25 protein-coding genes are annotated in these 25955 nt (G+C 42.0%); 7 read left to right on the plus strand and 18 right to left on the minus strand.

What is annotated here, in order from left to right; genetic code table 11:
• Positions 1-11: 11 nt before the first annotated feature.
• The 6 genes from EO132_RS12515 to EO132_RS12540 form a co-directional block, all read right to left on the minus strand.
• Positions 12-626 (minus strand): GNAT family N-acetyltransferase, encoded by a 615-nt coding sequence (locus EO132_RS12515; protein WP_127138187.1) that lies wholly within the window; start codon positions 624-626, stop codon positions 12-14.
• Between the two features lie 220 nt (positions 627-846).
• Positions 847-2199, minus strand: coding sequence for a polyprenol phosphomannose-dependent alpha 1,6 mannosyltransferase MptB (gene mptB, locus EO132_RS12520; protein WP_127138188.1), 1353 nt, complete (start codon positions 2197-2199; stop codon positions 847-849).
• A gap of 9 nt (positions 2200-2208) precedes the next feature.
• Positions 2209-3693: a cellulose synthase family protein gene (locus EO132_RS12525; RefSeq protein ID WP_127138189.1), complete on the minus strand. Its 1485-nt coding sequence runs from the start codon at positions 3691-3693 to the stop codon at positions 2209-2211.
• Positions 3693-4382 (minus strand): glycosyltransferase family 2 protein, encoded by a 690-nt coding sequence (locus EO132_RS12530; RefSeq protein WP_127138190.1) that lies wholly within the window; start codon positions 4380-4382, stop codon positions 3693-3695. The genes EO132_RS12525 and EO132_RS12530 overlap by 1 nt, the downstream gene beginning before the upstream one ends.
• Before the next feature lie 94 nt (positions 4383-4476).
• Positions 4477-6087: a 4Fe-4S binding protein gene (locus EO132_RS12535; protein WP_127138191.1), complete on the minus strand. Its 1611-nt coding sequence runs from the start codon at positions 6085-6087 to the stop codon at positions 4477-4479.
• 107 nt (positions 6088-6194) lie between these two features.
• The gene (locus EO132_RS12540; protein ID WP_127138192.1) at positions 6195-7544 is read right to left on the minus strand and encodes an NAD(P)/FAD-dependent oxidoreductase; all 1350 of its coding nucleotides are present in this window, start codon (positions 7542-7544) and stop codon (positions 6195-6197) included.
• Between the two features lie 128 nt (positions 7545-7672).
• On the opposite strand from EO132_RS12540, the gene EO132_RS12545 reads away from it, so the two are divergent.
• From EO132_RS12545 to EO132_RS12555, 3 genes are all read left to right on the plus strand, one after another.
• A complete protein-coding gene (locus EO132_RS12545; protein WP_127138193.1) occupies positions 7673-8695 on the plus strand; it encodes a glycoside hydrolase family 113 in 1023 nt (340 codons plus the stop codon).
• Between the two features lie 90 nt (positions 8696-8785).
• On the plus strand, positions 8786-9718 hold the full coding sequence (locus tag EO132_RS12550) for an N-acetylmuramoyl-L-alanine amidase (RefSeq protein ID WP_127138194.1): 933 nt from the start codon (positions 8786-8788) through the stop codon (positions 9716-9718).
• The gene (locus EO132_RS12555) at positions 9719-10741 is read left to right on the plus strand and encodes an N-acetylmuramoyl-L-alanine amidase family protein (RefSeq protein ID WP_127138195.1); all 1023 of its coding nucleotides are present in this window, start codon (positions 9719-9721) and stop codon (positions 10739-10741) included. It abuts the gene before it with no gap.
• 4 nt (positions 10742-10745) lie between these two features.
• Here the strand turns inward: EO132_RS12555 and arsM are convergent, their stop codons facing one another.
• From arsM to EO132_RS12575, 4 genes are all read right to left on the minus strand, one after another.
• The gene (gene arsM / locus EO132_RS12560; RefSeq protein WP_127138196.1) at positions 10746-11711 is read right to left on the minus strand and encodes an arsenosugar biosynthesis arsenite methyltransferase ArsM; all 966 of its coding nucleotides are present in this window, start codon (positions 11709-11711) and stop codon (positions 10746-10748) included.
• On the minus strand, positions 11708-12523 hold the full coding sequence (locus EO132_RS12565; protein WP_127138197.1) for a purine-nucleoside phosphorylase: 816 nt from the start codon (positions 12521-12523) through the stop codon (positions 11708-11710). Before EO132_RS12565 ends, arsM begins: the two co-directional genes overlap by 4 nt.
• Positions 12520-13134 (minus strand): TIGR04282 family arsenosugar biosynthesis glycosyltransferase, encoded by a 615-nt coding sequence (locus EO132_RS12570; RefSeq protein WP_127138198.1) that lies wholly within the window; start codon positions 13132-13134, stop codon positions 12520-12522. Before EO132_RS12570 ends, EO132_RS12565 begins: the two co-directional genes overlap by 4 nt.
• A gap of 172 nt (positions 13135-13306) precedes the next feature.
• Entirely contained in the window at positions 13307-15352 is a 2046-nt protein-coding gene (locus EO132_RS12575; RefSeq protein ID WP_127138199.1) for a response regulator, read from the minus strand.
• A gap of 267 nt (positions 15353-15619) precedes the next feature.
• Between EO132_RS12575 and EO132_RS12580 the strand changes: the two genes are divergently transcribed.
• Complete coding sequence (locus EO132_RS12580) at positions 15620-17152, plus strand: pyruvate kinase (RefSeq protein WP_127138200.1); 1533 nt, start codon at positions 15620-15622, stop codon at positions 17150-17152.
• A gap of 486 nt (positions 17153-17638) precedes the next feature.
• On the opposite strand, the gene EO132_RS12585 is transcribed toward EO132_RS12580, so the two are convergent.
• Complete coding sequence (locus tag EO132_RS12585) at positions 17639-17866, minus strand: hypothetical protein (protein ID WP_014032240.1); 228 nt, start codon at positions 17864-17866, stop codon at positions 17639-17641.
• A 293-nt stretch (positions 17867-18159) separates the two neighbouring features.
• On the opposite strand from EO132_RS12585, the gene EO132_RS12590 reads away from it, so the two are divergent.
• On the plus strand, positions 18160-18456 hold the full coding sequence (locus tag EO132_RS12590) for a hypothetical protein (RefSeq protein ID WP_127138201.1): 297 nt from the start codon (positions 18160-18162) through the stop codon (positions 18454-18456).
• Positions 18457-18539: 83 nt separating this feature from the next.
• A complete protein-coding gene (locus tag EO132_RS12595) occupies positions 18540-20063 on the plus strand; it encodes a GH3 family acyl-acid amido synthetase (RefSeq protein WP_127138202.1) in 1524 nt (507 codons plus the stop codon).
• Here EO132_RS12595 and EO132_RS12600 read toward each other — a convergent pair.
• The 6 genes from EO132_RS12600 to EO132_RS12625 all read right to left on the minus strand — a co-directional run bounded on the left by EO132_RS12600 (position 20058) and on the right by EO132_RS12625 (position 24185).
• Positions 20058-20693 carry a hypothetical protein gene (locus EO132_RS12600; protein WP_127138203.1) on the minus strand — a complete coding sequence of 212 codons (636 nt, stop codon included), beginning with the start codon at positions 20691-20693 and terminating at the stop codon, positions 20058-20060. The two genes, EO132_RS12595 and EO132_RS12600, sit on opposite strands and share 6 nt — an antisense overlap.
• Positions 20694-20755: 62 nt before the next feature.
• On the minus strand, positions 20756-21220 hold the full coding sequence (locus EO132_RS12605) for a hypothetical protein (RefSeq protein ID WP_205780363.1): 465 nt from the start codon (positions 21218-21220) through the stop codon (positions 20756-20758).
• A gap of 95 nt (positions 21221-21315) precedes the next feature.
• On the minus strand, positions 21316-22737 hold the full coding sequence (gene cls / locus EO132_RS12610) for a cardiolipin synthase (protein ID WP_127138205.1): 1422 nt from the start codon (positions 22735-22737) through the stop codon (positions 21316-21318).
• A gap of 138 nt (positions 22738-22875) precedes the next feature.
• A complete protein-coding gene (locus tag EO132_RS12615; RefSeq protein WP_235856454.1) occupies positions 22876-23079 on the minus strand; it encodes a hypothetical protein in 204 nt (67 codons plus the stop codon).
• Positions 23080-23168: 89 nt separating this feature from the next.
• A complete protein-coding gene (locus tag EO132_RS12620; protein WP_127138207.1) occupies positions 23169-23330 on the minus strand; it encodes a DUF1328 family protein in 162 nt (53 codons plus the stop codon).
• Positions 23331-23486: 156 nt separating this feature from the next.
• Entirely contained in the window at positions 23487-24185 is a 699-nt protein-coding gene (locus EO132_RS12625; RefSeq protein ID WP_127138208.1) for an SOS response-associated peptidase family protein, read from the minus strand.
• 197 nt (positions 24186-24382) lie between these two features.
• Here EO132_RS12625 and EO132_RS12630 point away from each other — a divergent pair, with 197 nt between their 5' ends.
• Positions 24383-25420, plus strand: a complete 1038-nt coding sequence (locus tag EO132_RS12630; protein WP_127138209.1) for a helix-turn-helix domain-containing protein — start codon at positions 24383-24385, stop codon at positions 25418-25420.
• Here EO132_RS12630 and EO132_RS12635 read toward each other — a convergent pair.
• On the minus strand, positions 25417-25677 hold the full coding sequence (locus EO132_RS12635; protein WP_127138210.1) for a hypothetical protein: 261 nt from the start codon (positions 25675-25677) through the stop codon (positions 25417-25419). The two genes, EO132_RS12630 and EO132_RS12635, sit on opposite strands and share 4 nt — an antisense overlap.
• Between the last annotated feature and the right edge of the window lie 278 nt (positions 25678-25955).

The following is a 25955-nucleotide window of genomic DNA, read 5'->3' on the forward strand; positions in this document are numbered from 1 at the left end:
CGAACTGATATTTATTTGTCTTTCTTTTTTAGAAAAAGGTTTTCTTTTATGCTCTTCAGCCTTTTAAAGGCTTTTTTGTTTACTTTTTCAGGTGTTTGTTTTTGTGCTTTTGGGTCGTGCAGCATTCCTGTGCAGAGACACATTTTTTTGTCGGTACGTGTTAGAATATCAAAGTTCTTACAGGTCTGACAGCCTTTCCAGAATTCAGGATCATCCGTAAGTTCCGAAAAGGTAACGGGTTTGTAGCCCAGCTCGTAGTTCATTTTCATTACGGCAAGGCCTGTAGTGATGCCAAAAATCTTGGCATCGGGGAATTTTTTTCGTGATAGATCAAAAACCGCTTTTTTGATTTTTTTGGCGAGTCCTTGATTTCTGTAATCAGGATGCACAATCAAACCAGAGTTGGCCACAAAGTCCTTGTTTCCCCAGACTTCGATATAGCAGAAACCTGCAAATTTATCTCCATCCAAGGCGATAATAGCGTTTCCATTCTGAAGTCGTTTTATAATGTACTCGGGCGTACGTCTGGCGATACCGGTACCTCGAACTTTGGCCGATTCGGTAATGGTATCACTAATGATCTGCGCGTATTTAAAATGTGATTCGTTAGCAACAATAATTTCCATTGCAAGCGATGATTCTGTAAAAATTGAAAAAATGTATTTGGAAGTTTTGCGGAAATGGACTCACCTATTTCCAATAGATATGATGCACCCTTACGGGCGACGACGGCGGGGAGTAAATGGACTGATGGGAGCAGCGATGCTCAAAGTAGATAATATGTACAGTTGTCCTTTCATTCTGAGGCTAATGTACAAATTAATTCGAATTGTACTATAGTTGTGATTACTTTTTGAAGAAATATAACTTTTTCGGCCTGCTTCCTATCATTTCATAAATAAAGAAGCCGATTACCAAAATGTATTCAACGGATAATAGCCATAGATTCTCTTTGTAACCCGGATTGGAGTAGGCGTAGTAACTCAGAATGATGGTACAAGACCAGACCAAAGGAAATCTATAGTCCGTGAAGATGGCAAAGCCCAATAGGAATACTACGTACCACGGATGGACAGTGCTGGAGAGAAAATAATAAAAGGCCAATGCGAATACCATAGAGGAAATGACACTTTCCAGTTTTTGGTTTTTACGAAGGAAAGCAAGTAACAATACGATGATCACGACCACTTTTTGAATAAAAGAGCCATAGGAGTCGATTAATTCCCAGGGTTTGGCTTCGTAATAGGTTACGGAAATCTTTTTTACCACATTGTATATGCTGGCATTGAACTCAAAATTGGAGAACCAAAGCCCAACGGTATCGGAATAATTATCGATAAAAACAGGGGAGAAAAACGGGATCAATAATGCAGCGCACCCTAAAAACACTAAAGTGTAAAAGCCTGCACTCTTTTTAAATCCGAAGTATTTAATAAAAAGTGGCAGGAACATCAGTGGCATCAGTTTTACCATAATGGAAGTGGCATAAACGGGTGTTGCCCAAATCCATTTGTTTTTTGAGATAAGATACAAGGCCCATACGAAGAAGAAGAGCATTACACCTTCAAAATGTAGGTTGCCTGTGAGTTCAATGATGACCAGTGGATTTAAAAAGTACCAAAAGGCCAAATGGTTGGCTTTGTTCAGGTTTTGCAGCAGTTTTCGTCCGAAATAGAGCATGCCCAAATCAGCAAGGATAATAATTAGGCGCATGACAATGGTGGAGCCCAATACACTTCCGCCTCCTAAAAATGCGGCAAGCGCAAAAAGTATTTGGTTAACGGGCGGGTAGTTGCTGTAGTGCCGGGCATTAAGGTCGCTCATTCCTTCATACAACTCGTTCATGCTAAGAAATGATGCCATACCCTGCTCCATAATTTGGTCTGGGGTATACAAATAAGGATTGATGCCATTCTTGATGAGTTCGCCATCCCAAATAAAACGGTAAAAGTCTTGTGAGAGGTTAGGCTCTGCAATCAAGAAAACCAATCGAAAGAGGATTCCAACAACCAAGAGGAACTTGAAGTTCCATTTTTCAAACTGTATGAGTTTGTAACACAGAAAGAATAGCGCCCCAAAGAGCATAAAAAGCTTTACAGAATCGGTTCGGACCAGATTGTATGCGAAGCTCCAGTAGAATAAAATACAGGCGACAGCAAACAATATCGGGTACCTGTGCAGTCGCCAATAAGATTGCATGGTGGTGGTTTATGCCTTGGAAGTTAAGGATTTAAAAAATACAAATCCAAAACCTAGGAACAACATTAAGTGGAATGGGAACAATCCATAGTCGTTCAATGGTATGGCGCTGTACATTCCGAAAAGGAAATAAATCATCAAGGCGAATTCCAAAATCATGTTGGGCGACAATTTGTTGGTCAAATATTTGTTGCCCTTCCAGGTATCCTTAATACTGTTGATGTTGAATTTTGGAGTTCGTACAAATTCACTTCGTTTCCCCAGATGTCCTTCCAAAACGGCCACGGTATTGTGCAACGAAAAGCCCAATGCCACGGAGAAGAAAGTAAAGAAAAGCTTGATGTAGTCCACAAAATTGTCAAAACTACTGCCCTGAATACTTTTATAGGTAAACCAATAACAAACAAATAGGATAATGGTGCTCAGGATGAAAAAGCTCGTTACCTCGAAGACCCAACCCAAATGCCCGTAGGTGTTTTTAATGTAGAGCATGGGAATGCTCAACAAGGCCACGATGAACACACAAAGGAACATGGAACTGTTCAAGAGATGCATTACCCCGTGGAATTTTGTTTTGAACGGGATGTTTTTCGCCGTGATAACGCTCAATACGGTTTTTCTAAAGTTTTCGGCCCCACCTTTGTTCCAGCGGAACTGTTGTGAGCGGGCGGCACTGATCACTACGGGAAGCTCGGCAGGTGTTTCCACATCTTCCAAATACTTGAACTTCCAGTTTTTCAATTGGGCGCGGTAGCTCAAATCCAAATCTTCGGTAAGGGTATCGCCTTCCCAGTTTCCTGCATCAAGAATACATTGCTTTCTCCAGATACCTGCGGTGCCATTGAAGTTGATAAAGTGCCCTTTTGAGTTTCTTCCCACCTGCTCCAAGGTAAAATGGGCATCCAAGGCAAAGGCCTGGATGCGGGTCAAGGTAGAATAATCTCTGTTGATGTGCCCCCAACGGGTCTGTACCACACCGATTTCTTCATCCTTGAAGTAGGGAACGGTCTTTTTCAACCAATCGCCTTCGGGCAAAAAGTCAGCATCAAAAATGGCGATAAAATCCCCTTTGGCGATTTCGAGTCCTTCTTTTAGGGCTCCCGCTTTAAAACCTTGTCGGTTTTCCCTGCGGATGTGTTGTATGTCCAATCCAGTTTCCTGAAGTTCTTGGACCCTTCGGGCCGTTTCAGCAACAGAATCATCAGTGGAGTCGTCCAGCACCTGGATTTCCAACTTGCTTTTTGGATATTCTATTTTGGCAATGTTGTCCAACAAACGTTCCATCACATATTCCTCGTTGTAGATAGGGAGTTGGATGGTTACGAATGGAATTTCTTTGGGATCGAGAAGGTTGAATTTTGGGGCTTCTTCGTTTCGTTTTTTATAGCCGAGATAGTTAATCAAAAGATTGAGTTGAGCAAGGCTATAAAAGAATATCAATATTAAGGCCGTACTGTAAATAGCAATGATGATGTAAGCAATAGCGAGTCCCATTATTTTAAACTGTATTTAAAGATCCAACCCAATATTTTTATGCCAGCAAATATAGTACCTTTTACCGTACCAGAAACTTTTGAGACGCCAATTCTTCGTTTGTAACGTACTGGTACTTCGATATATGACATTTTTTTTCTTAAAATTTTTAACTGCATTTCCACTGTCCATCCGTAAGTGGTGTCCTGCATTTTTAATTCTTTGAGCTTTTCATATTTTATTGCCCTAAAAGGTCCTAAATCCGTAAATTTTGACCTGAAAAATAATCGCATTAGGAATGTGGCCAATTTGTTCCCAAAAACCTGTTGTGGGGTCATTGATCCTGGTTCGCGAAGTGATTTTTTTCGCGCTCCGACCACAAAATCGATGTCATTTTCCAAAATCGGGGCGATAATCTTATCCAATTCCTCTGGATAATCTGAATAGTCTCCGTCGATAAATACGATAATGTCGGGTGTTTTGGATCGTTCGGATATGTAATTTAATCCCTTTAAGCAGGCGAACCCATAGCCCTTGCGGTCTTCCGTAATTACGGTTGCCCCTGCTTTTGTTGCATTTGCTACGGTATCGTCTTCAGAACCGTTGTCGACCACCACAATTTCGGATACGTGATCGGGGATTTCCGAGACCACCAATCCAATGGAATCTCCTTCGTTGATTGCTGGGATTATTACTCTGATATCCGCCATTGGATGGGAATCAATTTTTAGTTAGTGTTAACAGTTGCCAAAACTAAAATTTTCCACGGATATCCGAGGGGAATGTTGATAAAAGAAAGTCCGTCTACTTTTTGTTGACAAGCGTCAATAGATCTACGTCGTTTCCTAAAAGTACTTGGTTGCTGTCTATTCTACCTTCCAAAGGCCCGTTTTCCAATTTGAGCACGCCTCGTGGACATACCGCCGAGCAAATGCCACAGCCTACGCAACTGGCCCGTACAATGTTCTCGCCTTTTTGGGCATAGGCCCGAACATCGATACCCATCTCGCAATAGGTGGAACAGTTCCCGCAAGAGATGCATTGTCCGCCGTTGGTGGTGATCCTGAATCGGGAGAACAGTTTTTGTTGAAAACCGAGAATGGCGGCCATGGGGCAACCAAACCTGCACCAGACCCTACTACCGAAAATGGGGTAGAAGCCCGTTCCGATAACTCCCGAAAAGATACTTCCGATCAAGAAGGAGTACGATTTACGAAGCGTTCCCGATTTGAACAGAAAGACTTCCCCTTCGCCGCTAAAAAAGTGAAATCCGATCAGGGCAATGATGATTACAAAGTAACCGATGGCCCCGTACTGCGCATCTTTTTGAAGCTGGTCTCTCTTGAAGATCATGGCCCATCCAAAAACTAAGGTAAGTAACACGGCTACGCCAATTAAGAAAGTGCTCTTCGTCAACCAATATTTGCTGGTGTCCGTACCTAAATAGGAATAGATGACAGCAGTGGTCATCAAGGTCACAAATACGACAACGCTGTGCACTACCCAACGCTCCACTTTCCAGGCAAAGGTGGATTTGTCGCTCAACTGCCTAAAGGAATCCCCAGCGGTTTCCGCCAATCCACCACAGCCACAAACCCAGGAGCAATACCATCTTTTACCGTATTTATAGGTAAGGATGGGGGTTATCACAAAAATGGAAAGGATACCAAAAATCAATAGGGCAAAACCAATTTCTCCTGAACTTAAAAAGGCTTTAATGCGATACCCCTCAAAATTGTAATAGTTGAGGGGCCAAATATTTTTGAGGTCGTAATAAGGTAAACTTCCCCCGTCCAAAATTTTATCGCCGTTCAAGCGGGCCATCAATTCTGGGATAATGAAGGCAAAGGCCAATTGGAAAAACATCACGCTCCATGTTCGCAATCTTTCGTAACGGTTATGACGGAATTTCCAAAGGAACTTGATACCAAAAACTAAAATAGCAACCGTGTAAAGAGTCCCGTAAACGAACCATTGACTGGCAGGGTTACCACTCAAAAATTTACTGAGGGGGTCAAAAAGGCCAATAACACCCTTATTGTCACCTTCGCTGACCAGTCCGATATATTCCGGATAAAAATAAAGTACAATATAGAATCCTGTGAGGACCAAACCTAACACCCAGCCCCATAATCCTCGACTGGAAATGGACTTGAACCAAACGCCATCATTTTTAATCCCTGGAATTTTTTGGGAATAGGCATCCCAAGAAAACCAAATGGTTCCAATACTGATGGCCGATAAGGACAAGGTCATCCACAAGGTCTTGTTCGGGAAATTGACATTAAAAGCGGCCAAAATCAAAATTCCCAGTCCGGATAATCCCAAAAGAACCGCAAGTTTTTGACCTATGCTCAAACTCTTTGGTGGTTCGCCCGTTAGGGCCATACTTTTATGATATGTTTGACTGTTCATTGTTTGTTGTTACTTTGTTCTGATATTTTTCAATCGGACATGACCTCTTCGGTCTTTTGTGCAATTTAAACTCTTTAATAAACCGTTAACCCTGAACCATAAACCAATCAACTCAGTTGGAAGATGCGTTTTAGGTTTTTCTTTTTTAGGTTGATCGACTTTCCAAAATCGGAATTGTATTTGGAAACAATTTGAGATTCAAAATTTTTATAAAACTCGGGGTCAAAATTGGCATCCCTAAGATGTTCCATCACAAAATCAATAGTTGTTTTTTCACTCAGCCATCTATCGAACACTTCGTGCCGCAAACGTATGCCAAAGGTATTGATACCCAATAGCGTTTCGGAATCCTTGTCAAATGCAATGGTAATGCACAGTTTTTCTTTGGTGTGCCTCCAATGGAAGTGGGCCTCGTTTTCTTTTTTCCTTCTTTCCGAAAACACCCAACCATAGGTTTGATACTCAATGTCCAAGAATTTGGCAGAGTTGAACCAATGGCCCGGTTTATATTCCATTCGGTGGCCGCAGATGGTTTGGGCCAGGGTTTCGCCCATCATTCGTCCCGTGTACCAAACAGCTTCAATGGGGCGTCGGTTTCCAATGGCTTCGCGCTGTTCGGCGCAGTCGCCAATGGCATATACGTCTTCAACGTTGGTTTCCAAAAACCGGTTCACTTTTACACCACGGCCCAACTCAATGCCCGAATCTTTGAGAAAATCAATATTTGGGGTAACGCCGGCGGTCAATCCAACCAAATTACATTCAATTTCTTCTCCTGTTTCGGCCAAGGTTACGGATTTAACCTTTCCCTTAACATCAGAATTGATCTCCTTTAGAGAAGTGCCCAAGCGCAAATCAATATGATGTTCCCGAATATGTTCATTGATCATTTCCGATTCTCCAGAAGGCAAAACGCTGTTCCAGAAGCTATCTTCACGAACCAAAAAGGTTACGGGAATATCCCGGGTTCGGAGCATCTCGGCCAGTTCAATGCCGATAAGCCCACCACCAATGATGACAGCTCGTTTACATATGTTGTTATTAGGGGCGTTTTGTTGCAATAGTTCCAGGTCCTGCTTGGAATAAAGCCCTTGAACGCCATCCAAATCCTGTCCTGGCCATCCGAATTTGTTGGGTTTTGATCCCGTGGCAATAATCAGTTTGTCGTAATGTAGGTTTGGTACGCCATCAATGTGTAGCAGTTTATCTCGAGTATTAACCTTGGTTACATGCCCTTTAATCAAATCGATTCTGTTCTTTTTCCAGAAATGGTTTTCATAGGGTTGGGTGTGCTCAAACTTCATATGGCCCATGTACACATACATCAAAGCCGTTCGGGAGAAAAAATATTCGGATTCTGCGGAAACAATAGTGATTTTTTTATCGGAAAGCTTTCGAATGTGCCTTGCAGCGGTAACGCCTGCAATTCCATTTCCGATGATGACAATGTGTTCCATGGGTCGGGTTTGATTGTTTTATGTGTCGAGTTTTGCAGAAAGAACTTAACAGTGAAATGAAAATTAATAAGAATTTAGCAGCTTATAGCTGTTTTAAAATTATTATTTTAGAAGGGTTTATCATCATTATGAAGAAGCTGATTTTTTTATGGGTGCTTGTTTTGGCCTCTTGTGCCAGTAGCAAGTTTGACAAGGTCAATGGTGTCAGTTTTGTCTCGTCCAGAGAGGAAGTGGCCCAACATCATATTGACCCGGTTCTCGATGTACAGGCCAACTATGCCGCCATTATGCCCTTTGGGTTTATTCGTGATTTGGATTCCCCGGAATTGGTCTTCAATACGGATAGACAATGGTTCGGGGAGCGAAGGGAAGGTGCGAAGCAGTATATCGAAAAGCTGCATCAAAACGGGGTAAGCGTGATGGTAAAACCTCAAATTTGGATTTTTGATGGTCAATTTACCGGCAATATGAAAATGCCTTCCGAGGAAGATTGGAAAAAGCTGGAGGCCTCCTATGAAGAATTTATTCTACTCTATGCAGGACTGGCCGAAGAGACCCAAAGCGATATTTTTTGTATTGGTACGGAGCTTAAAACCTTCGTTGACGAGCGACCTGAATTTTGGAACGATTTGATTCAAAAAGTGAGGACTGCCTATACGGGAAAAATCACTTATGCGGCCAATTGGGACGAGTATGCAAAAACACCATTTTGGGAGGAGTTGGATTATATCGGAGTAAACGCTTATTTCCCATTGTGTGAAAGGGAAAATCCCACTGTTGAGACACTTACCGAAGGTTGGCAGCCTTGGAAAACCAAAATGCGGGAACTTGCAGAACAAGTTGAAAGGCCCATTTTGTTTACAGAGTTTGGATACCGAAGCATGGATTTTACGGGCAAGAAACCATGGTTGGTGGACCGTAATCAAGAAAATGTAAACCTTGAAGCCCAAGCTCGGGCCACCCAAGTGCTTTTTGAAGAGTTTTGGAACGAGGATTGGTTTGCTGGAGGATTTGTTTGGAAGTGGTTTATGCAGCACGATAGCGTCGGGGGCAATGAGGACAATCGTTTTACACCACAGAACAAGCCTGCAGAATCCGTAATTCGAAGACAATATGCCCAAGTCCGCAAATCAAGTCTTAAAGGGTATTAAATGTTTTGTGGGAATTTTTATCCTAAATCGTAACCAACCTTAGTGTTTTTTCCCCATATTTGTAGCACATCCCACCCAAAACATACAGTAATGAAATTACGATTGACCCTTCTTTTTTGGGTAGGGGCCTTTGCATTCCTTTTGGGGCAGGAGGTCGAGTACTACCATGTGGTTGCTGAGCAAGGAGATGGCATATTTTCCCTGCTTCGCAAACAAGGATTAGACCCTGCCAAACACTACGGAGAATTTTTAGAGCTCAATTCAGATAAAATAAAGGAAGGAACCGCCTTAAAATTGGGCGAGAAATACAAAATACCCTATGCTGACGATTCCTTTAAAAAGAAAGGGGTTTTGGTAGAAGCGGTAAAAGATGCCGAAGCTCCTATTTTTGATAAAGAACTTGGGCAGATGTCTTTAAAGAGCGACCGCCTTAAGGATGCTGTGTATTATCTGATTGCCGAAAACAGTTCTGAAACTGATAAGAGTTTTGTAAAGGATGTTTCACAACGTATTGCTGCAGAATTGATGATGAATGGTGCCCAAGTATATGTAGTAGGGGATGAGATCATGGAAGATTTGGGGGCTGAAAGCGAATCGACCGAGAATGCCATGGGAGATTATATCAAGGTCATCAACAAGAGATACATACAGAACACGGGCAAATACCAACGAGTGCTGTTCATCAGGGCTGAAAATGTATCAGGGTCAGGCAATATGGACGTAGCCGTTTACCATTATAACAAAAGCGCCCAAGGTCAGCGCTTCGCGGAGAATATACAGCATGTGTTCAAGGAGAACAGTATTTCCAATACCACTATTGACGAAGCCAGTCTGATTTTTGAGGATATGAACAGCCTTTATTTGGCTCGGAACATTCTTCCCGCTATCAGTTTACTGACCATTGAGAGTACGAAGAACACTTCAAAAAGTAAGATATCACTCAAACCAAACAAAAAGGAATTTGCCAATCTAATCAGTAATGGCATCATTAATGATTATGTTGATTTAGAATTTGATAATTAAATGAAATCTTTCCGGTTTATCGTATTGTCGAGTGTTTTGTCTTTGGTTCAGGTTACGGTCTGGGCTCAAGAAGAGTACCCCAAAGTAATGGCACAAGAGGGGGACGGAATCTATACCCTGTTGAGAAGGCATGGTGTCAGCCCTACGAAGTACTACAATGATTTTGTGGAAATGAACCAAGAGGATTTGGGAGAAGATGAATCTTTGATTTTAGGTAAGCAATACATTTTGCCAGATACTTTGGTGGCAAAAAGAGTTGAAGTGGTAGAAGAAGGAATTACCTATTCCATTTTTGGAGATGATTTCAAAAAAGTCGATGCAGCCAGCAAGCGCTTGGACAATACGGTCTATTATTTGATTTCAGGGCATGGTGGCCCCGACCCAGGGGCTGTGGAGAAGTACCGCGGTAAATTGATTGCGGAGGATGAATATGCCTATGATGTGACCCTTCGATTGGCTCGTGAGCTCATATCACATGGGGCAGAGGTGCATATCATTGTTCAAGACGCCAACGACGGTATCAGGGACAGTAAAGTATTGGAATTGGATACCGATGAAACCGTATTTTCAAACACTATTCCCTTGGGTCAATTGGAGCGCTTAAAACAACGCACCAAAGCCGTGAATGACCTGTATGTGAAGAATTCAGGAAAATACCAACGCCTATTGGTCACCCATGTGGACAGTAGGGGCGAAGGCACCAATATCGATGTGTTCTTTTATCATCACGAAAAAAGCACCAACGGAAAAAGGCTGGCGGAAAGCATTCATCAGACCTTCTTCAGGAAATACAAAAAATTCCAGCCTAACCGATTGTACAATGGTACGTTTATGGAACGTAGCAGTTTGTATGTGGTTAAAAACACGCTTCCTGCTATGGCCTATATTGAAATTGGCAATATCAGAAACAAAAAAGACCAACGTAGGATCTTGGATCCTGATAACCGACAGGCTCTGGCCAAATGGATTTCCGAGGGAATTCTTTTGGATTATGAATCCTCCAAGGAAGCTCTTGCCAAATAATCTGTTAGCAACATCCACCACCATTGTAGTGGTAGGTACTTTCACTTATATAGATTTCATCCGAAGCGCTTGCCAAAGCTGCCGCTGTTTTATCACATACTGCCAAGGGTTGGTTTTGTTGTAGCACGTGACCTTTTTTATCATCAAAATAAGGCTCATTACCAAAATAGATGGCTGTTTTCCCAGTAAAAACGCAGGGCCCGTCTTCGGGCATCGGGTCTTTTATGGCAGCTATTTCAATGGATTCTATATGAATGAGCTCGTTTGTGGGATAATGGTTCGGCGATAACACCCTGTATGATCTTTTCCCTCTAATTTCAATGGTGCCGAAACCTGCATCGGTCAATACTTTAACGTAATCCTTTAGTGGAATGCTACCACTTAGGCACTGTGCCCTCAGTCTATCATCGTTGCGGAGCTCATCACTCATGGGTTGTTCACAAATGGGGTCGCTCATTACCAATCTTCCGTGGGGCTTTAAAACACGGTACATTTCGGAAACCGCTTTTTTAAGGTCGTCTATTTTAAAAATATTGAAGAGACAGTTTTGGGCAGCTACATCAATACTTTCATCGGCAACGGGAAGGTTGAGGGCATCTCCCTTTACCAAGTTGACAAACTCACTGCTGAACCAATCGTTTTCTTCTTCTGCTATTTTGAAATTTTTTCGGGAGGCCTCCAGCATTTCGTCTACGGAATCCACACCGACAACCCCTGCTTTTTGTCTGGAAAAATAAGAGAATTGCAATAGTTCCATTCCACCGCCGACGCCTACGTAGAGAATCTTGGGATTGTTTACCAAATCCTGTGCGGATACCGTGCTCCCGCAACCATAGTTCATCTCCTGCATGATTTTGGGGATGGACAGCCCTGGGAATTGCCAAATGGGATTGGTAGTACAGCAAAGCCCAACATCTGGGGTCAGTGCAGCATCTTTGTATAGGTCTTGGGTGGCATCTAAATAGCTCATAGTTCTTTGATCAGTTCTTTGAATAGTTTAATCATTTTGGGTTCCGCTTGTCCTGCAACCCTCAAAATCTCTTGGACTTCAACGGGTTCAAGGTTATCTGGGTCGCATTCATCGGTCAAAACGGATACCGCTACAATAGGTAGTCGTAAATGATTGGCAACAATTACTTCAGGAACCGTACTCATTCCAACGGCATCGGCACCCATGATCTTGAGCATTCGATATTCCGCCTTGGTCTCCAGTTGAGGGCCCACGACGGAGGCATACACTCCTTTTTTTAGGGAAATATTTTCTCGAGAAGCTATGGCTTCCACTTTTTGGCGCATTTCTGGGTCGTAGGGTTCGCTCATATCCACAAACCTATCCCCGAATTCCGCCACATTCTTAAAGGCCAAAGGCGATCCGCCCTGCAGGTTGATGTGGTCTTCAATCAACATAATGTCCCCTTTTTTGAAATCAAGATTAATGGCTCCCGCAGCATTGGAGACAAATAATTTTTTAATGCCCAATTGATGCATCACACGTATGGGATAGGTAATATCAATAAAATCGTATCCTTCATACAAATGAAAACGTCCTTGCATGACCACGGCTTTTTTTCCTTCAATGGTACCGTAGATCAATTTACCTGTATGAAACTCCACTGTGGCCAAAGGGAAATATGGAATATGGTTGTAATGGGCTTCGATGGGGTCTTCAATATTATCCACCAATTGGCCAAGCCCTGTACCGAGCACAATACCGATTTCAGGAGTTTCAAAACCTCGCTTTTTAAGATATTCAACGGATTCTGCTATCTGTTTTTTCGTCATTCCTTTATATGTTTTAAAAATGGCCCAAAGGCCTCAATATCTTTGATGTCCTCGTAATAATCGACATCGTTTCTTTCTTCCAAAAGGGCAACTTTTTCGTCTTTTAAGTCGGATAAGGTATCATCTAGGACAGTATTGGTTCCCCATTCCTTGTTCTGGAACAATTCCTTTTTTAAGGATTTCATTCCCAAGAGGTAAAATCCACCATCTTCTGCAGGTCCCACAACAAAGTTTTGGTTTTTGAATTTGGAAAAAGCTTCTTCCAAATCCGATTGGTTCAGATGGTACATGTCACTACCAATGATGATAATTTGCTCAAAACCTGCTTGGAACCCTTCGTTGAACGCATTCATCATTCGTTTGCCCAAATCATTTCCGACTTGAAGTTTTTTTTGATATATGTTGTTGTCCCAAATGTCATCTTTCCAAATCTCTTCGGAATAATAGACCCATTTTTCAACCTTTAAATCCTCTGTGAACGATACTGTTTTATCCAACAAAAACTTATAAATATCCAACGCTGCTCGGTCTCCCACTTTGGCCGCCAAACGGGTCTTGCATTTACCAAGTTCTGGGTTACGGGTAAGGATTAAAAGTAGGTCTTTGCTCAATTGCGTTGTTTTGGTAACGAACACTTATACCGTGTTGGTCAACAAGACAATCCAATACTTACTTGCTATTGGGTCATCTTTTGTTCATCTACCCAAATATACTACCATAATGATTTTCTACATGGCCAAACATCGACTTTTTGGTATGGGAAAGTCTAAATTGGAGGAAGCTTTACGATATTTTAATGAGGTAACTGGGCAGGTGCTTTCGAAGCTTGTCAAAAGAGATGGGTTTGGTTAAGTAATCGTTCATGCCAACACCCTTGGCTTCGTCAATGGCCTCCTTTGTTACATCTGCCGACAGGCCTATGATTCCAATGGTCTTATTGAACTTTCTGATTTTTTTAGTAGCTCTCAAACCATCCATTTTCGGCATGTGGATATCCATGAAGACCAAATGATAGTCATTCTTTTTAACGGCTTCGATGGCCTCAATTCCGTTGGAGACCGAATCGGAATGTACGCCCAGATTTTCGAGGGTCTTTTTTAGTACCATTACATTTACTCGATTGTCATCGACAATCAAAACCCTACAGCCACTTAGGTCAATCGATTCTTGCCCCACGCTTTTGGTTGTGCTGTCACTATCCGAAACAGGGAACTTTAGGGACAACTTGAACTCGGTGCCTACATTCTCTTGACTGGTTACATCGATTTTTCCTCCGAGTAGTTCTACCAGTTTATAAGTAATGTACAATCCCAGTCCGCTACCTTCATGGCGTTTGGCTTTCCCAACTTCCACTTGGGTAAATCGGTCAAAAATGGTCTTTAGTTTATCTTTTGGAATACCTATGCCAGAATCTTTTATGAAAATTGTGATGGAAAGATCATTCTCCACAATACGTTCTTCATAGGAGATGGTTATCCCTCCTTTTTCAGTGAATTTCAAGGAGTTCCGTAAAATGTTGGTGATTACTTGGCCGTATTTGCCAATATCCCCAACAGCTTCAATTTGGTTCTGCCCTGTTTGGTCCAAGTCAATATAAAGGCCTTTTTCTTCAGCAGTTCGCCGATAAATCCTAATAATGTTCTTAAGTTCTTCCAGCGGGGAGAAAACATCTTTTCTAAAGGTTGTTTTGCCGGACTCTATCTTGTCGATCTCAAGGATATCGTTTACCAAAAGGAGCAACTTTTTGGAGGAAATATCCATCAATGACAGATATTCTTGTAGTGAATTTTGTATTTCCGAAAGTTTTAAAACCTCAATAAATCCAATAATGGCATTCAGCGGAGTCCTTATCTCGTGGCTCATATTGGAGATGAACTCGGTTTTTGACCTGGAAGCCTTTTCCGCTCTCAACTGTTCCTTTTTCAAAGATGTGTTGAGGTCTTTCAGTTTTAGGTTGGCATCGTGCAAGTGTCTGTTTTTCTTTCTGGACGATATGTAGAAATATATCAGGGAGCTGGTAAGCAAAGAGAGCAAAAGTCCAAATGCGAGATAAATGTAGGTGGACTGCTTTCTTTCTGCCAAGAAGTCAAAATGTGCCGGCATTAAGGAGAATTTCCACTTTTGGCCATCGAGTGTGTCTACTTCAAAAGTGGTGGTAAAAATATATTCTTTTCCGATCTCACTTGCCTTGGGATTGTTTTTAGAGTAAAATATGGTCCCCTTTTCATCCTCCACTTGAATTGCATATTTGTCCAGGTCAGCTACCAATTCATTAAAGGGTACGGTAAAATCCATACCCGCTGTGACCGAGCCTTTGAAAGCACCGTCGAAATAGACTGGAGCATCAACTAAAAAGGCGCTGCCTCCTTGGTACAGTTTGGTCCACGGTGAGATGTTGGTGGTAGAATCCAATACATGGTTTCTCCATTCGGGATATCTCGGATGTTTGGTAAGATTTATCCCAATGGCCGCCCTGTTCCCCTCTAGAGGGGTTACTTTTTTAATGACCATTGAGCTATCCAGCCATTCCACAAACCTAAACGATGCATTTTGTTCCAAAATAAGACCAGCATCCTTTTCCCAATGTCCAAAGTAAGACCCATTGGTCATTTCAATCCGTTGTTTGAGGTTTTCTAAGGATTTGATGTTGTGCTTTACCAAGGAGAAAAACTCCTTTGCTCTCAGACTACCTGTATTCTGTAGTTCCCTGACGTAGTTTGATTTCTGGGTGTTCAGGGAATTGTTCCATAAAATGAAAACAATGGCAATAAGGGCCGAAAATATGGCCAGTGGAAATATGAGTTCTCTCTTTGAGGGTGTCAACGGCATCTTAAGTATCTAATTCGGGGACTTATTGATAATACTTTTCCAACTCATCAGTTCAAAACAATGAACATTTTGCTTTTTCATGCAATTCTCAACGTTGTAAGAAAATACATCCAATAATATTATCAAACATTTTTTGTGTGAAAAAATTGTGTTTTACAGTCTGATTTTGTGGTAAATCACAACAAAATCCATAGAAATAAATCAGCTCTGACCAATATCAGTTTTTGAGAACGGTTTCCTAATGACCTTTGTCATAAAATTTAGGGTATGGGCATTACACGGGAACAGCTGCAAAAAATGGCTTTGCAGATTGATGAAGTCGTTTATTCAATTCAACAACAAGATGTGAATGAGAACATTTTGTTGCAGGATGTGTGTGCTATCTACAGGGAAAGTGCCAAAAACCTGATGCACTATACCGCTTTCCGAAGTTTTGATGCCAGAAAGATGCAAAAAGGGTTGAAACAATTGGGCTTGACCCGTTTGGCCAATGCTGAGGGAAACATTTTGGGAAGTTTGATCAATCTGAAAATCATCCTGCATAGTTTACTTGGGGGCGCCCCTGATTTGAAGAGGGATGGATTTTTGTCCATTGGAGAAGGTTCCGAACTATTGAAAAAGCATACCGACGAACTTTTTGGCGATAATGATAAAACACGAAGAGTCAGGATCATGGTTACGCAGCCCACGGAAGCTGCCACCGATTACGACATGGTTTTGGATATGGTAAGGAGTGGTATGGACTGCGCCAGGGTCAATTGCGCCCACGATGATCCAGAGGTTTGGGAGGCCATCATTGAAAATGTGAGAAGGGCGGCAAATGAGTGTTCCACTACGGTCAAGGTAGCGATGGATTTGGCAGGGTCCAAAGTAAGAACCGGAAAGATTCCTTTGGAAATCCACAAAAAGGGAAAAAGTGGCTCCAAAAAGAAAAGAAAGCCTTTTATCCTTTTGAACAAGGGGGATTACCTTATTGTTTCCTGTAAGGGAAATGATGCTGCCCATCCTGTATATGATAAAAAAGGATTTCTAGTGAAACCGGCCAGGATCGGTTGTGTGCCGCCTCAGATAATCGGCCGAGTGGAGAAAGGGGCTCCCATTTTATTCGATGATGGTAAAATTGAGGGGGAAATCATCGATACAAGCTCAGATTCCTTTCAAGTGAAAATTACACGATCCCAGCCAGGAGGTACTAAGCTCAAGGGAGAAAAAGGGATTAACCTACCTACGTTGGATTTGGGTATTTCAGGACTTACGACAAAGGATAGGGAGGACCTAAAATTTGTGGTGCAACACGCGGACATCGTCAATTATTCTTATGTAAATGATGCAAATGATGTGAACGACCTCTTATTGGAATTGAAAAAGCTTGGAGCGGATGAAGATTTAGGGGTCATCTTAAAAATAGAGACCAATCTGGCCTATAAAAATTTAATCAATATTCTCATTACGGCCATGCAACGCAAACACTTGGGCGTTATGATTGCCCGTGGCGATTTGGCACTTGAGGTAGGGTGGAAAAATATGGGTATGGTGCAGGAAGGGATTTTGTCTTTTTGCAGTGCCGCCCATATTCCTGTGGTGTGGGCTACCCAAGTTTTGGAAGGATTGGCAAAAAAAGGGATGCCGTCCCGATCGGAGATCACCGATATCACTTCCTCAGTCCAAGCGGAATGCGTAATGTTGAACAAAGGCCCGCACATTAACGAGGCCATTGCTTTTTTGGATGAGGTGTTGTTGAATGTGGAAAGTTCACATCATAAAAAGGAAGTATTGCTGCCAAGAATGGAGTGGATTTAAAAAAGGGCGCCTGACCAGGAGCCCTATTAAGACACATTTGTAACTATGGGTGTTTCTAAATTGATGCGTTAGTGTTTAGTATAGCTAACTAATATATAGATAAATGCTGCTTAAAAGAGAGTAAACGGATAGTGCAATTACAACGTACCAAAATAGGTATCCTAGCTTTGCTTCTATAGTGTTCATTTTTCTGAGTGTTTGTTATTTAGTTGAGTTATAACTTACACCCCTAAATTACCTAAATGACACCTTTGGGCAAGCCAGATTTTTATTGGTTGCAATAATTAGGACATAATTGGTCGTAAATGCTATGTAAATGGGAAAAGCCTTGTTTTGGTAAATCAAAGAATGGGCAAATAATACATTATTCGCTGTATAACAAGCACTTGTGATTTTGTGGAAATGGGGATTGAAAGGTTTTTGGAGGGGTGTCGGGAGTTATGAAAGAACCAACACCCTTCCATAAAGGATATGTCATTATAGAAATTAAACCAAAGGAGAACCTTTAAGTCGTTTTTCAATCTTTCGCTTTTTAGCGGTAATGTTCTTCATGGTTTCCATTAATTTGGAATCCTTGGTTTTTTTATAAATCTCATTAATGGAAAGTATCAAACTTTTAGCTTCCCTTGAGGCCTTAACCCTATCGCTGGTGGACATGTGGCTCATTGGCCTTTTTTCAAACTCTTCCGCCTTTTCTAGTAACTCGTGGGTCATTTTTTATTTTTAAAATTATTCGTAATCGGCTAAATATAAGAGTTAGTTTGATATTTTCTGCCTATGGAACCATTTGATTTTCATATTTATGAAAACATTAAGAAGTCGTAAGGATAAAGTGCTAGAGAAATCTAAATAAAAATCGATTTCATGGTTAACAGATTGATTACCTGACTTTACCAAAAGGTTTGAGAAGGGTAATTAAGGTGTGGAACGCGATACTCAATGTTAAATTAACGTAACTTAATTGTAAAATAAATATTATTTAAGCTATTTTTGTTTAAAAATAGGACGTGCAAATCATCTGGAAAAATTTAGGAGGAAAAAACCCATTGAATCATGAGCGAAGCATCAACTTGGAGTATGCTGTCCGACTTCAGGTGGTAAAGATACTCATAAATGAGGCAGAGCACCTCATGGATTACCTTTCTTTGGTGGTTATGGAGATAAATCCGTCAAACGGCCATGTATCCGTCCATCAAGAAACCCCGGAGCCTCTTTTTTCCAAAATCTCCAACAATTTGGAACAGCCCAAAACCAAGGAAAACTCCAAGGTATCCTCCCCTTTTCTCACAGCTGTCAACGTTTAAGATCATTTAAGTCAATCTAAAAATGGATTGAGTAAATCCCGATTGTGGGATATGGGTAATTTTACATAAACAAATTACTCAATATGGCAATAATCGGAAATATCATCAAAGGAGTCATTGAGGCCAGAGAGGCCTTGAGCAAAGAAACAAGCCCCGTAGAAGAGCAGCAGAAGGTCTTGGAAGAACTTCTGGAAAAGGCCAAGGACACCCAATTTGGGAAGCACTACGACTTTGTTTCCATCCTCGAATCCGATGATGTTACAAAAGCATTTTCCGAAGCCATACCCTATCACGATTACAAAAAGATAACCGAAGAATGGTGGAGCAAGACCATAGAGGGCGAGCCCGATGTGGCTTGGCCCGGTAGTCCCGATTTTTTTGCATTGTCCTCTGGAACCACGGGTAAAAAATCCAAACGGATTCCCGTTACATCGGATATGTTGGACTCTATAACAAGGGCGGGACGGCAACAGGTATTTGCCATGAGTAATTTTGATATGCCCGCCGATTTTTTCGAAAAGGAAATTATGATGTTGGGAAGTTCCACAAATCTTCAGGAACGTGATGGGAAAAAGGAGGGCGAAATCAGTGGAATCAGTGCCAGTAACATTCCGTTTTGGTTTAAAAAATATTACAAACCGGGCAATCAAATCGCTAAAATCGATGATTGGGACGAGCGTGTACTGTCCATAGCAAAAAATGCCAAAAACTGGGATATTGGTGCTTTGAGCGGCATCCCTTCTTGGATGGAGCTTATGCTGAAAAAAGTTATCGACTATCATAATGTCGACAACATTCACGAGATATGGCCCAATCTGCAAGCCTATACTTCCGGTGGGGTGGCATTTGATCCCTACGAGAAGAGTTTCAATGCCCTATTGGACCATCCCATTCAGATTATTGACACGTATTTGGCCTCCGAAGGCTTTTTTGCCTGTCAAAATAGGCCGGAGACCACTGCGATGAAACTGATTACTGACAATGGTATTTACTTTGAGTTTGTACCGTTTGAGCCACAATACGTGAATCAAGATGGGTCGTTGACGGATGATGCACCTTCCATAACTTTAAATGAGGTCAAGGAGGATGTTGATTATGTTCTGATTATTTCAACGGTATCCGGAGCTTGGAGATATATTATTGGCGATACCATTGCTTTTACCGATGTGGAACGGGCTGAAACCAAAATTACGGGACGAACCAAGTTTTTCTTGAACACGGTGGGGTCCCAACTTTCAGTAAACAAATTGAACGATGCCGTAAAGCATTTGGAAGAGGAGCTGAACATAAAAGTGCCTGAATATACACTTTGTGCCAAGCGTTTTGATGATGGTTTCTACCATACGTGGTATCTGGGTTCCGATAGCCAATTGGATGAAGAAAAAACAGCAAATGTCCTGGATAGTTATCTAAAAGAGGCCAATAAAAACTACAAGGTGGCCAGAAGCAAAGCTTTGGAAGGGGTAAAGGTCAATTTTGTATCCCAACAAATGTTCGCGGATTGGAACGGGGCCAACAAGAAAAAAGGAGGTCAAGTTAAGATGGAGCGGGTTATGGGCGAAGAACGCTTTGAGGAATGGGAAGAATTTGTGTCCCAGCACTCATAACAGGCCATTGTCTTTTAGGGAATCCTGTTCTTTAACCATTTCCATGATCTCATCAGGAGATAGGTAATATTGTTTGATTCGGGCTTTGTACGTATCATCGATTTTCGAATGGTTGAGTATAAACCGTTTGGTCTTCAAAATATAATCGGACATGCCACGGGATACCGCAAAGGAGTCGGCAGCACGTTCCGCCTTTTTCACGAATTCCTTAAAAAGTACATATCTGATTCCAAATCCCATCATGTTGAGATTACCACGGTTTTGGTAGTCCATCACATGGCCAAGTTCATGGCCTATCCAACCAATCAATACATCTCGGGGTACATCCACGGTTTTAAATTCCGCTCCGGATATTTTAAACTTTTCACTGATCAGAATCACGTAGCTGCGCTTGTTTCTGGGTTTCACCAGTCCGCTCCACGTGGGTTGGGCCTGCATCACTGACTTTTTGATGTTCTTTTTGAACTTGAATTCAATAGGGATGCCCTCGAGTTCTGGAAAATGCCCTAGGGCAATGTCCACCTCTTCTTCTATGCTTTTTGGTATTGTGGTTTTGGGTTCTTTCAAAATAATAGCAACTAAAAATACAGCTATGATGGTTAGAAAAAGTAGTTTTAGTTTTCTTTTCAAAATTAAAGGGTTAAAAAAAGGGCAAATTTTAATTTGCCCTTTTACTTGTGATTATATGTTGTTTAGAACTGGTACCGTAGTCCCAGGGCGATATCCAAATCCAAATCGTCTGAGTAATTATCGTTGAAACCAATTTCGGGTCTCATATCCAGCGAAATCAACAATGGAATATCAAAGTCATATTCAATACCTATATCACCAGCTACAAGCGCAAAGGCCCCGTCGTTTTCACCGGCATCAAAAGAACCTACTCCACCACCGGCACCTACGTACCAGTGAAAGCCTCCGTCAATCGGCATTACCCATTGGTACAAACCTACGAGTTTAAAGGCCTCTACATTATCGGAATCTCTCCAACCAAGGTCAAATTCCAGTCTGTTGTTTTCGTGAAGATAACGTTGATATGAAATCTCACCTCCAAATCCATCGTTATCACCTACTCTTATACCCAATGCGTTCTTTGATATGCTCTGGGCACTCATGGTTGTTGCTCCGATTAAAAATAGAATTAAAATTATGTTTTTCATCATTGTTTTATTTTGATACAAAGATAGCCCTGTGGCAGGCTTGGCTTGTCTCAATAAAAATAATGATTGATGCAAATACAAGATGGAGCTTGCGCCTAGATCAACGGCTTCAAAAACTTGAACAGGCCTTCCAAAAAGCGCAGCCAAATCGTTCTGTTTTCATAGCGTTCCAAGGTCATGGGGTCCGATTTTTCACAAATTTTATCGAACTCTTCGGTCATATCCGTATTGATGGCTTTGTTGTACATCAAAACATTGGTCTCGTAGTTGAGCTCAAAACTCCTAATGTCAAAATTCCCAGAGCCAATGGAAACCAGGTCATCATCCACGATCATGATCTTGCTATGGGCAAAATCGTCACGCAGGTAAATTTTGACACCTACCTGCAACAATTCCTCAAAATGCGAGAACATGGCGAACTTGGCGGCTTTGGAATCTGATTTTTTAGGCACCAGTAGGCTTATCTCCACGCCTTCGAGCGCTGTGATCTTCAAACTTTGTAAAAACGCTTCGCCGGGCACAAAATAGGGATTGGCAATACGAATGCTTCGTTTGGCCTGGTTCATCATGCCAATGTATTGCTGCATGATGGTAGGGTGTTTGGAATCGGGGCCTCCCGCTACAACTTGTGCATCAACGTCTCCCTTTGCGGTTTGTTCCGTGAGGTAATCGGATATATGGAAATCTTCCTTGTTGCTTGCAAAAAAGTAATCCTTTAAGAAGACCAAGTGCAGGTCGTTGACAATGGGGCCTTCCAATCTCAAGTGGACATCTTTCCATTTGCCGAGGCCATTTTTACGCTTTATGTACTTGTCGGAAACATTGACCCCTCCCGTAAAGGCCACCTTGTTGTCGATGATCACAATCTTGCGATGGTTCCTGAAATTCAGGGAGAACAAAAGGTTTTTGAGCCGAATGGGCATTATGGGATAAATTTTCACTCCAACATCCTGAAATTCTTTTCGGGGCTGTCCGCGCAGTTTGTAGCTTCCCAATGAATCGTAGAGGATTCGGATTTCCACACCTTCTTTTATTTTGCGCTCAAAAAGTTCCAGCATTTTGTCCAAGAGGTTGCCCCTTTCCAAAATGTAGTATTGTACATGGATGAATTTTTCAGCTTCCTCCATGGCTTTGAAGAGTACGTTGAAGGTCTCTCCACCATCTTGGAGGGCGGTCACTTTATTGCCCGATTTTGCCGTGGTGTCGGAACTGGCCTTGATCAATCGGTTGAGCCTTTCTTTCCGGATATCGTCATCAAAATGGGTCCAGAATTTTTCTTGGGCGGAGATTTTAGGGTGGGTGTATTGGTTTCTTTTTTCAAACTCTTTGGTATTGAAGAACTTGAATTTTCTCCTGTTCATACCAAAAAGATAATAGAGTACGGCCCCCAATATGGGCAGGGTAATGATGGCCAATGCCCAACTAATGGACCGCGAAGGCCTTCTTCCGTGATAGATGATGGCTCCGATGGCCCACACGGAGGTCAAAATATACAGTATGGTAAAGAGGGTCTTCAAAAAAATGGTGTGTTTACATCTTCTAAGGTAAGAACGAATATTGGTATCTCAACCCTTTAGGGTTGAATTTACAGGAAGGCAATAAAAAAACTCTGGCAATTGGCGCCAGAGTTTTTTGGGTGTTTGTCAATGGTTATCTTATTGAGGATTGTCGTCTGTGGCATCCTCTACTTCGTCTTCGACTTCTTCGGCCGCATCTTCCACGCCATCTCCAACGTCTTCGGCGGTATCTTCAATACCTTCTCCGACATCTTCCGCAGCGTCTTCAACTTCTTCAATGGCTTCTTCGGCCTTGTCTTCTTTTGTTTCTCTGCAACTGGTCACACTTAGTGTAAGTGCCATTGCACAAAATATGGTAAATAAGCTTATTGACTTTCTCATGGGTTCTCTGTTTTTAGGTTAATGATTCTTTTATTTAGTATGTAGGTGTTCTATAATTTTTTTCTTCCGGTTATCAATGAAATGATAAATAGTACAATGAATATGAAGAAAAGTATTTTAGCGATACTTGCTGCTCCTGCGGCTATTCCTCCAAATCCAAATATACCCGCAATGACTGCCAAAATTATAAAGATGACTGTCCAACGTAACATAATAGTAGTGTTTTAAGTTAGTGTCCGATTATCTCTTAATCAGTACATTACAAATGTCGCTCACTTTCTTGTTGAAGCTTGCCGTTTTCAGATCATATATTGACTCAAAAGGATAATATAGCTGCGAATATCCCGGATGAGCGCTGCATCGGTTCACTATTGGGATTGAAACCCTGTCAACAACGAATTTAATCTGCGGTCGGCACCTTGGTTCTGTGAAAAGAACCCGTTGGCCATTCGCTTGGCTTCCAGTTGTATCTTTTTGGGTTGCTGTACCATCTGCTGCAATTCGTTGATGGAAGTACTTTTGTTGAGCCAATCCGAAGCCTGTTCTTTTGGAACGATTACAGGGGCCCTGTTGCTTATATTATGGTAACTTGAGATGAACTTATCCGTTTGCCCTACGGTTATTGCCGTGCAAAGGAAACCATCGTCCAGCATGTTGTAGGTGCCGGCAATGTAAAATGGCTTTTTGGAAGCCTGATAGATGTGGTAGCTGCTGGTATTGCCATTTTCCAGTACGTGGGTGTAAAAACCTGTGACAATGATCAAGCAGCGACGCTGTTTAAACGATTCCTTCATCCAAGCTATGCTTTCCAGTTCTTCCAACTGCACGTTCAAGGTGTTGGCATTGTCCTGAAAGATCTGCCAATCCTCTTTGAAATCTTGAGGCATCAGACCCCAAATGGCCAAACTGATCTCTTTTTGGTTTTCCATGGTCACCACGCTCAGATTGGTCTCGTGAAAACCATTGATCACGGGATTGGGTCGATATAAATTTGGGTATTTAAAGGGAATTTCAAACTCCTTTTCAATCTCTTCTTTGCTAGCTTCATTTGAAAGTTTGTAAATCATAGTCTTTTTGATTCTTGACTACAAGTAAGTGGAAAACATCCGAAAAGGTTGACTCAAACCAATTTAATCGTGTTGCTTTTCATTTTTTTGCCAAAGGCATGGTAAAGGTGGGGCTTAGAATTGTCCAACGGGCAAACAAATACTATCTTTAAGGGTTTGGACCAAGTAATTAAACAAATCATCAAGGAGGGTTATTAATGATCAAAATAAGTGTGGAAGCTCAGGATACCGCGGAATCGGTAGAGCAGATAAAAAATGTAATAGGAGGCGAAATAGAGGAAAGATGGGGGCAGCACACTTTGAATGTTTCCAACGACAAGGCCAATGGAAGCATCCGTTTTATCACTTTTGACTGGGGCGTAAGCCTGTTGGAGCTGGACATTACCTTTTTTGATGAGGTGTTGATCGAGGTGGACACCTCTAATTTTAACCCAATTAGCTTTTACTACTGTCTGGAGGGGTATTGTGGCCATAAGTTCGGCTACCAGCCGGAGGACAAGATCCAGATCATGGAGCAATTCCAGTCCGTAATCCTAACGAATCGCGATGGGGGCGTCACGGATCGCTATTTCCCCAAGGATGTAAAAATAAGCCAGACCGTGATCCAAGTACGGAGAAAACCTTTCTTGCGCAAAAGATTGAATCAAGGCGAGGAACTCAACAAGCAGCTATACAAGGTGTTTTTGGATACCGACCACGAAAAGGTGTTTGCCTACTACGGGTCCTACAATCTTAAGATTGCCGAGGTCATGGGAGACATGAAGAAGATCAAGGCCAAGGGCATGGTACGCATTATGATGATCGAAGGCTACGTGTACCAGATACTTTCCATGCACATGATACAGCACAACAAGGAGGTGCAGAACAAACGCCCGCAGACGAGTTTGCTGAAACGGGAGTTGAAGGCCATTCGCAAGTATGCCAAAAAAATAGAGAAGAACATCGCCAAGGATTTTTCTTTGGAAGAGATTTCGGCAGAAACAGGTTTGACCCAAGCCAAGCTACAGGAAGGGTTCAAATTGCTGTACAACAAAACGGTAACGGAATACATACGCCATGCCCGATTGGAGCTGGCCCGCGATTACATAGCCACTACCGAAATGAACATATCCGAAGTGGTCTACTCCATTGGGTTTACAAGTAGGAGTTATTTTTCCAAGATCTTTAAGGAGAAATATGGCTTGAGCCCCAGTGAGTTCAAAAACAGCAAAAAAAGCGCCCAAGTGGTAAGCTAGATACTAAAGTGCCTTACATATCCTTTGGATTTGCCGCAACGGGGCGCAGCCGTTCCAGATGGCAAATGCCTTGGTACAGATGCGTTACCTCCACGCAAAGTGATGGGTCCGAGGGCATCTATCCTAAAGGATTGTTGTAATTTTTCTTTATCCAAGTACAGCCCGCCACGGTCCAAAGGGCGGGGCAGGGATAGCATTTCCATATCGTGACACTCCCCAACACGGGACAAGCGGAATTGAAAGGAAAAGCTGAACACCAGATTATCGAGTACAGTAAGTTCTGAGTTTGTCCATTCTCAATACTTACCTACTCTGTTGAGTTCGTATTCGTCAGAAAAAGGTAATGAGCAGCATTTCGGGTTAAATGTGTTTGGTTGGGTGGACACAAATGTTGAAAGAGTCTGCTTACGCTCTTTTATGTTTTTCAACCGCTTTTCCATAATATCGCTTTTTAAGGCCATAACCCTCTTTGTCATCCTTGCTCGCATTTGATTCGACCTCTGTGAACAGGGTCTAGGTACTGTCCGGATTCCAA

It is taken from the genome of Flagellimonas oceanensis (assembly GCF_003992595.1).
GTDB classification, from domain to species: domain Bacteria; phylum Bacteroidota; class Bacteroidia; order Flavobacteriales; family Flavobacteriaceae; genus Flagellimonas; species Flagellimonas oceanensis.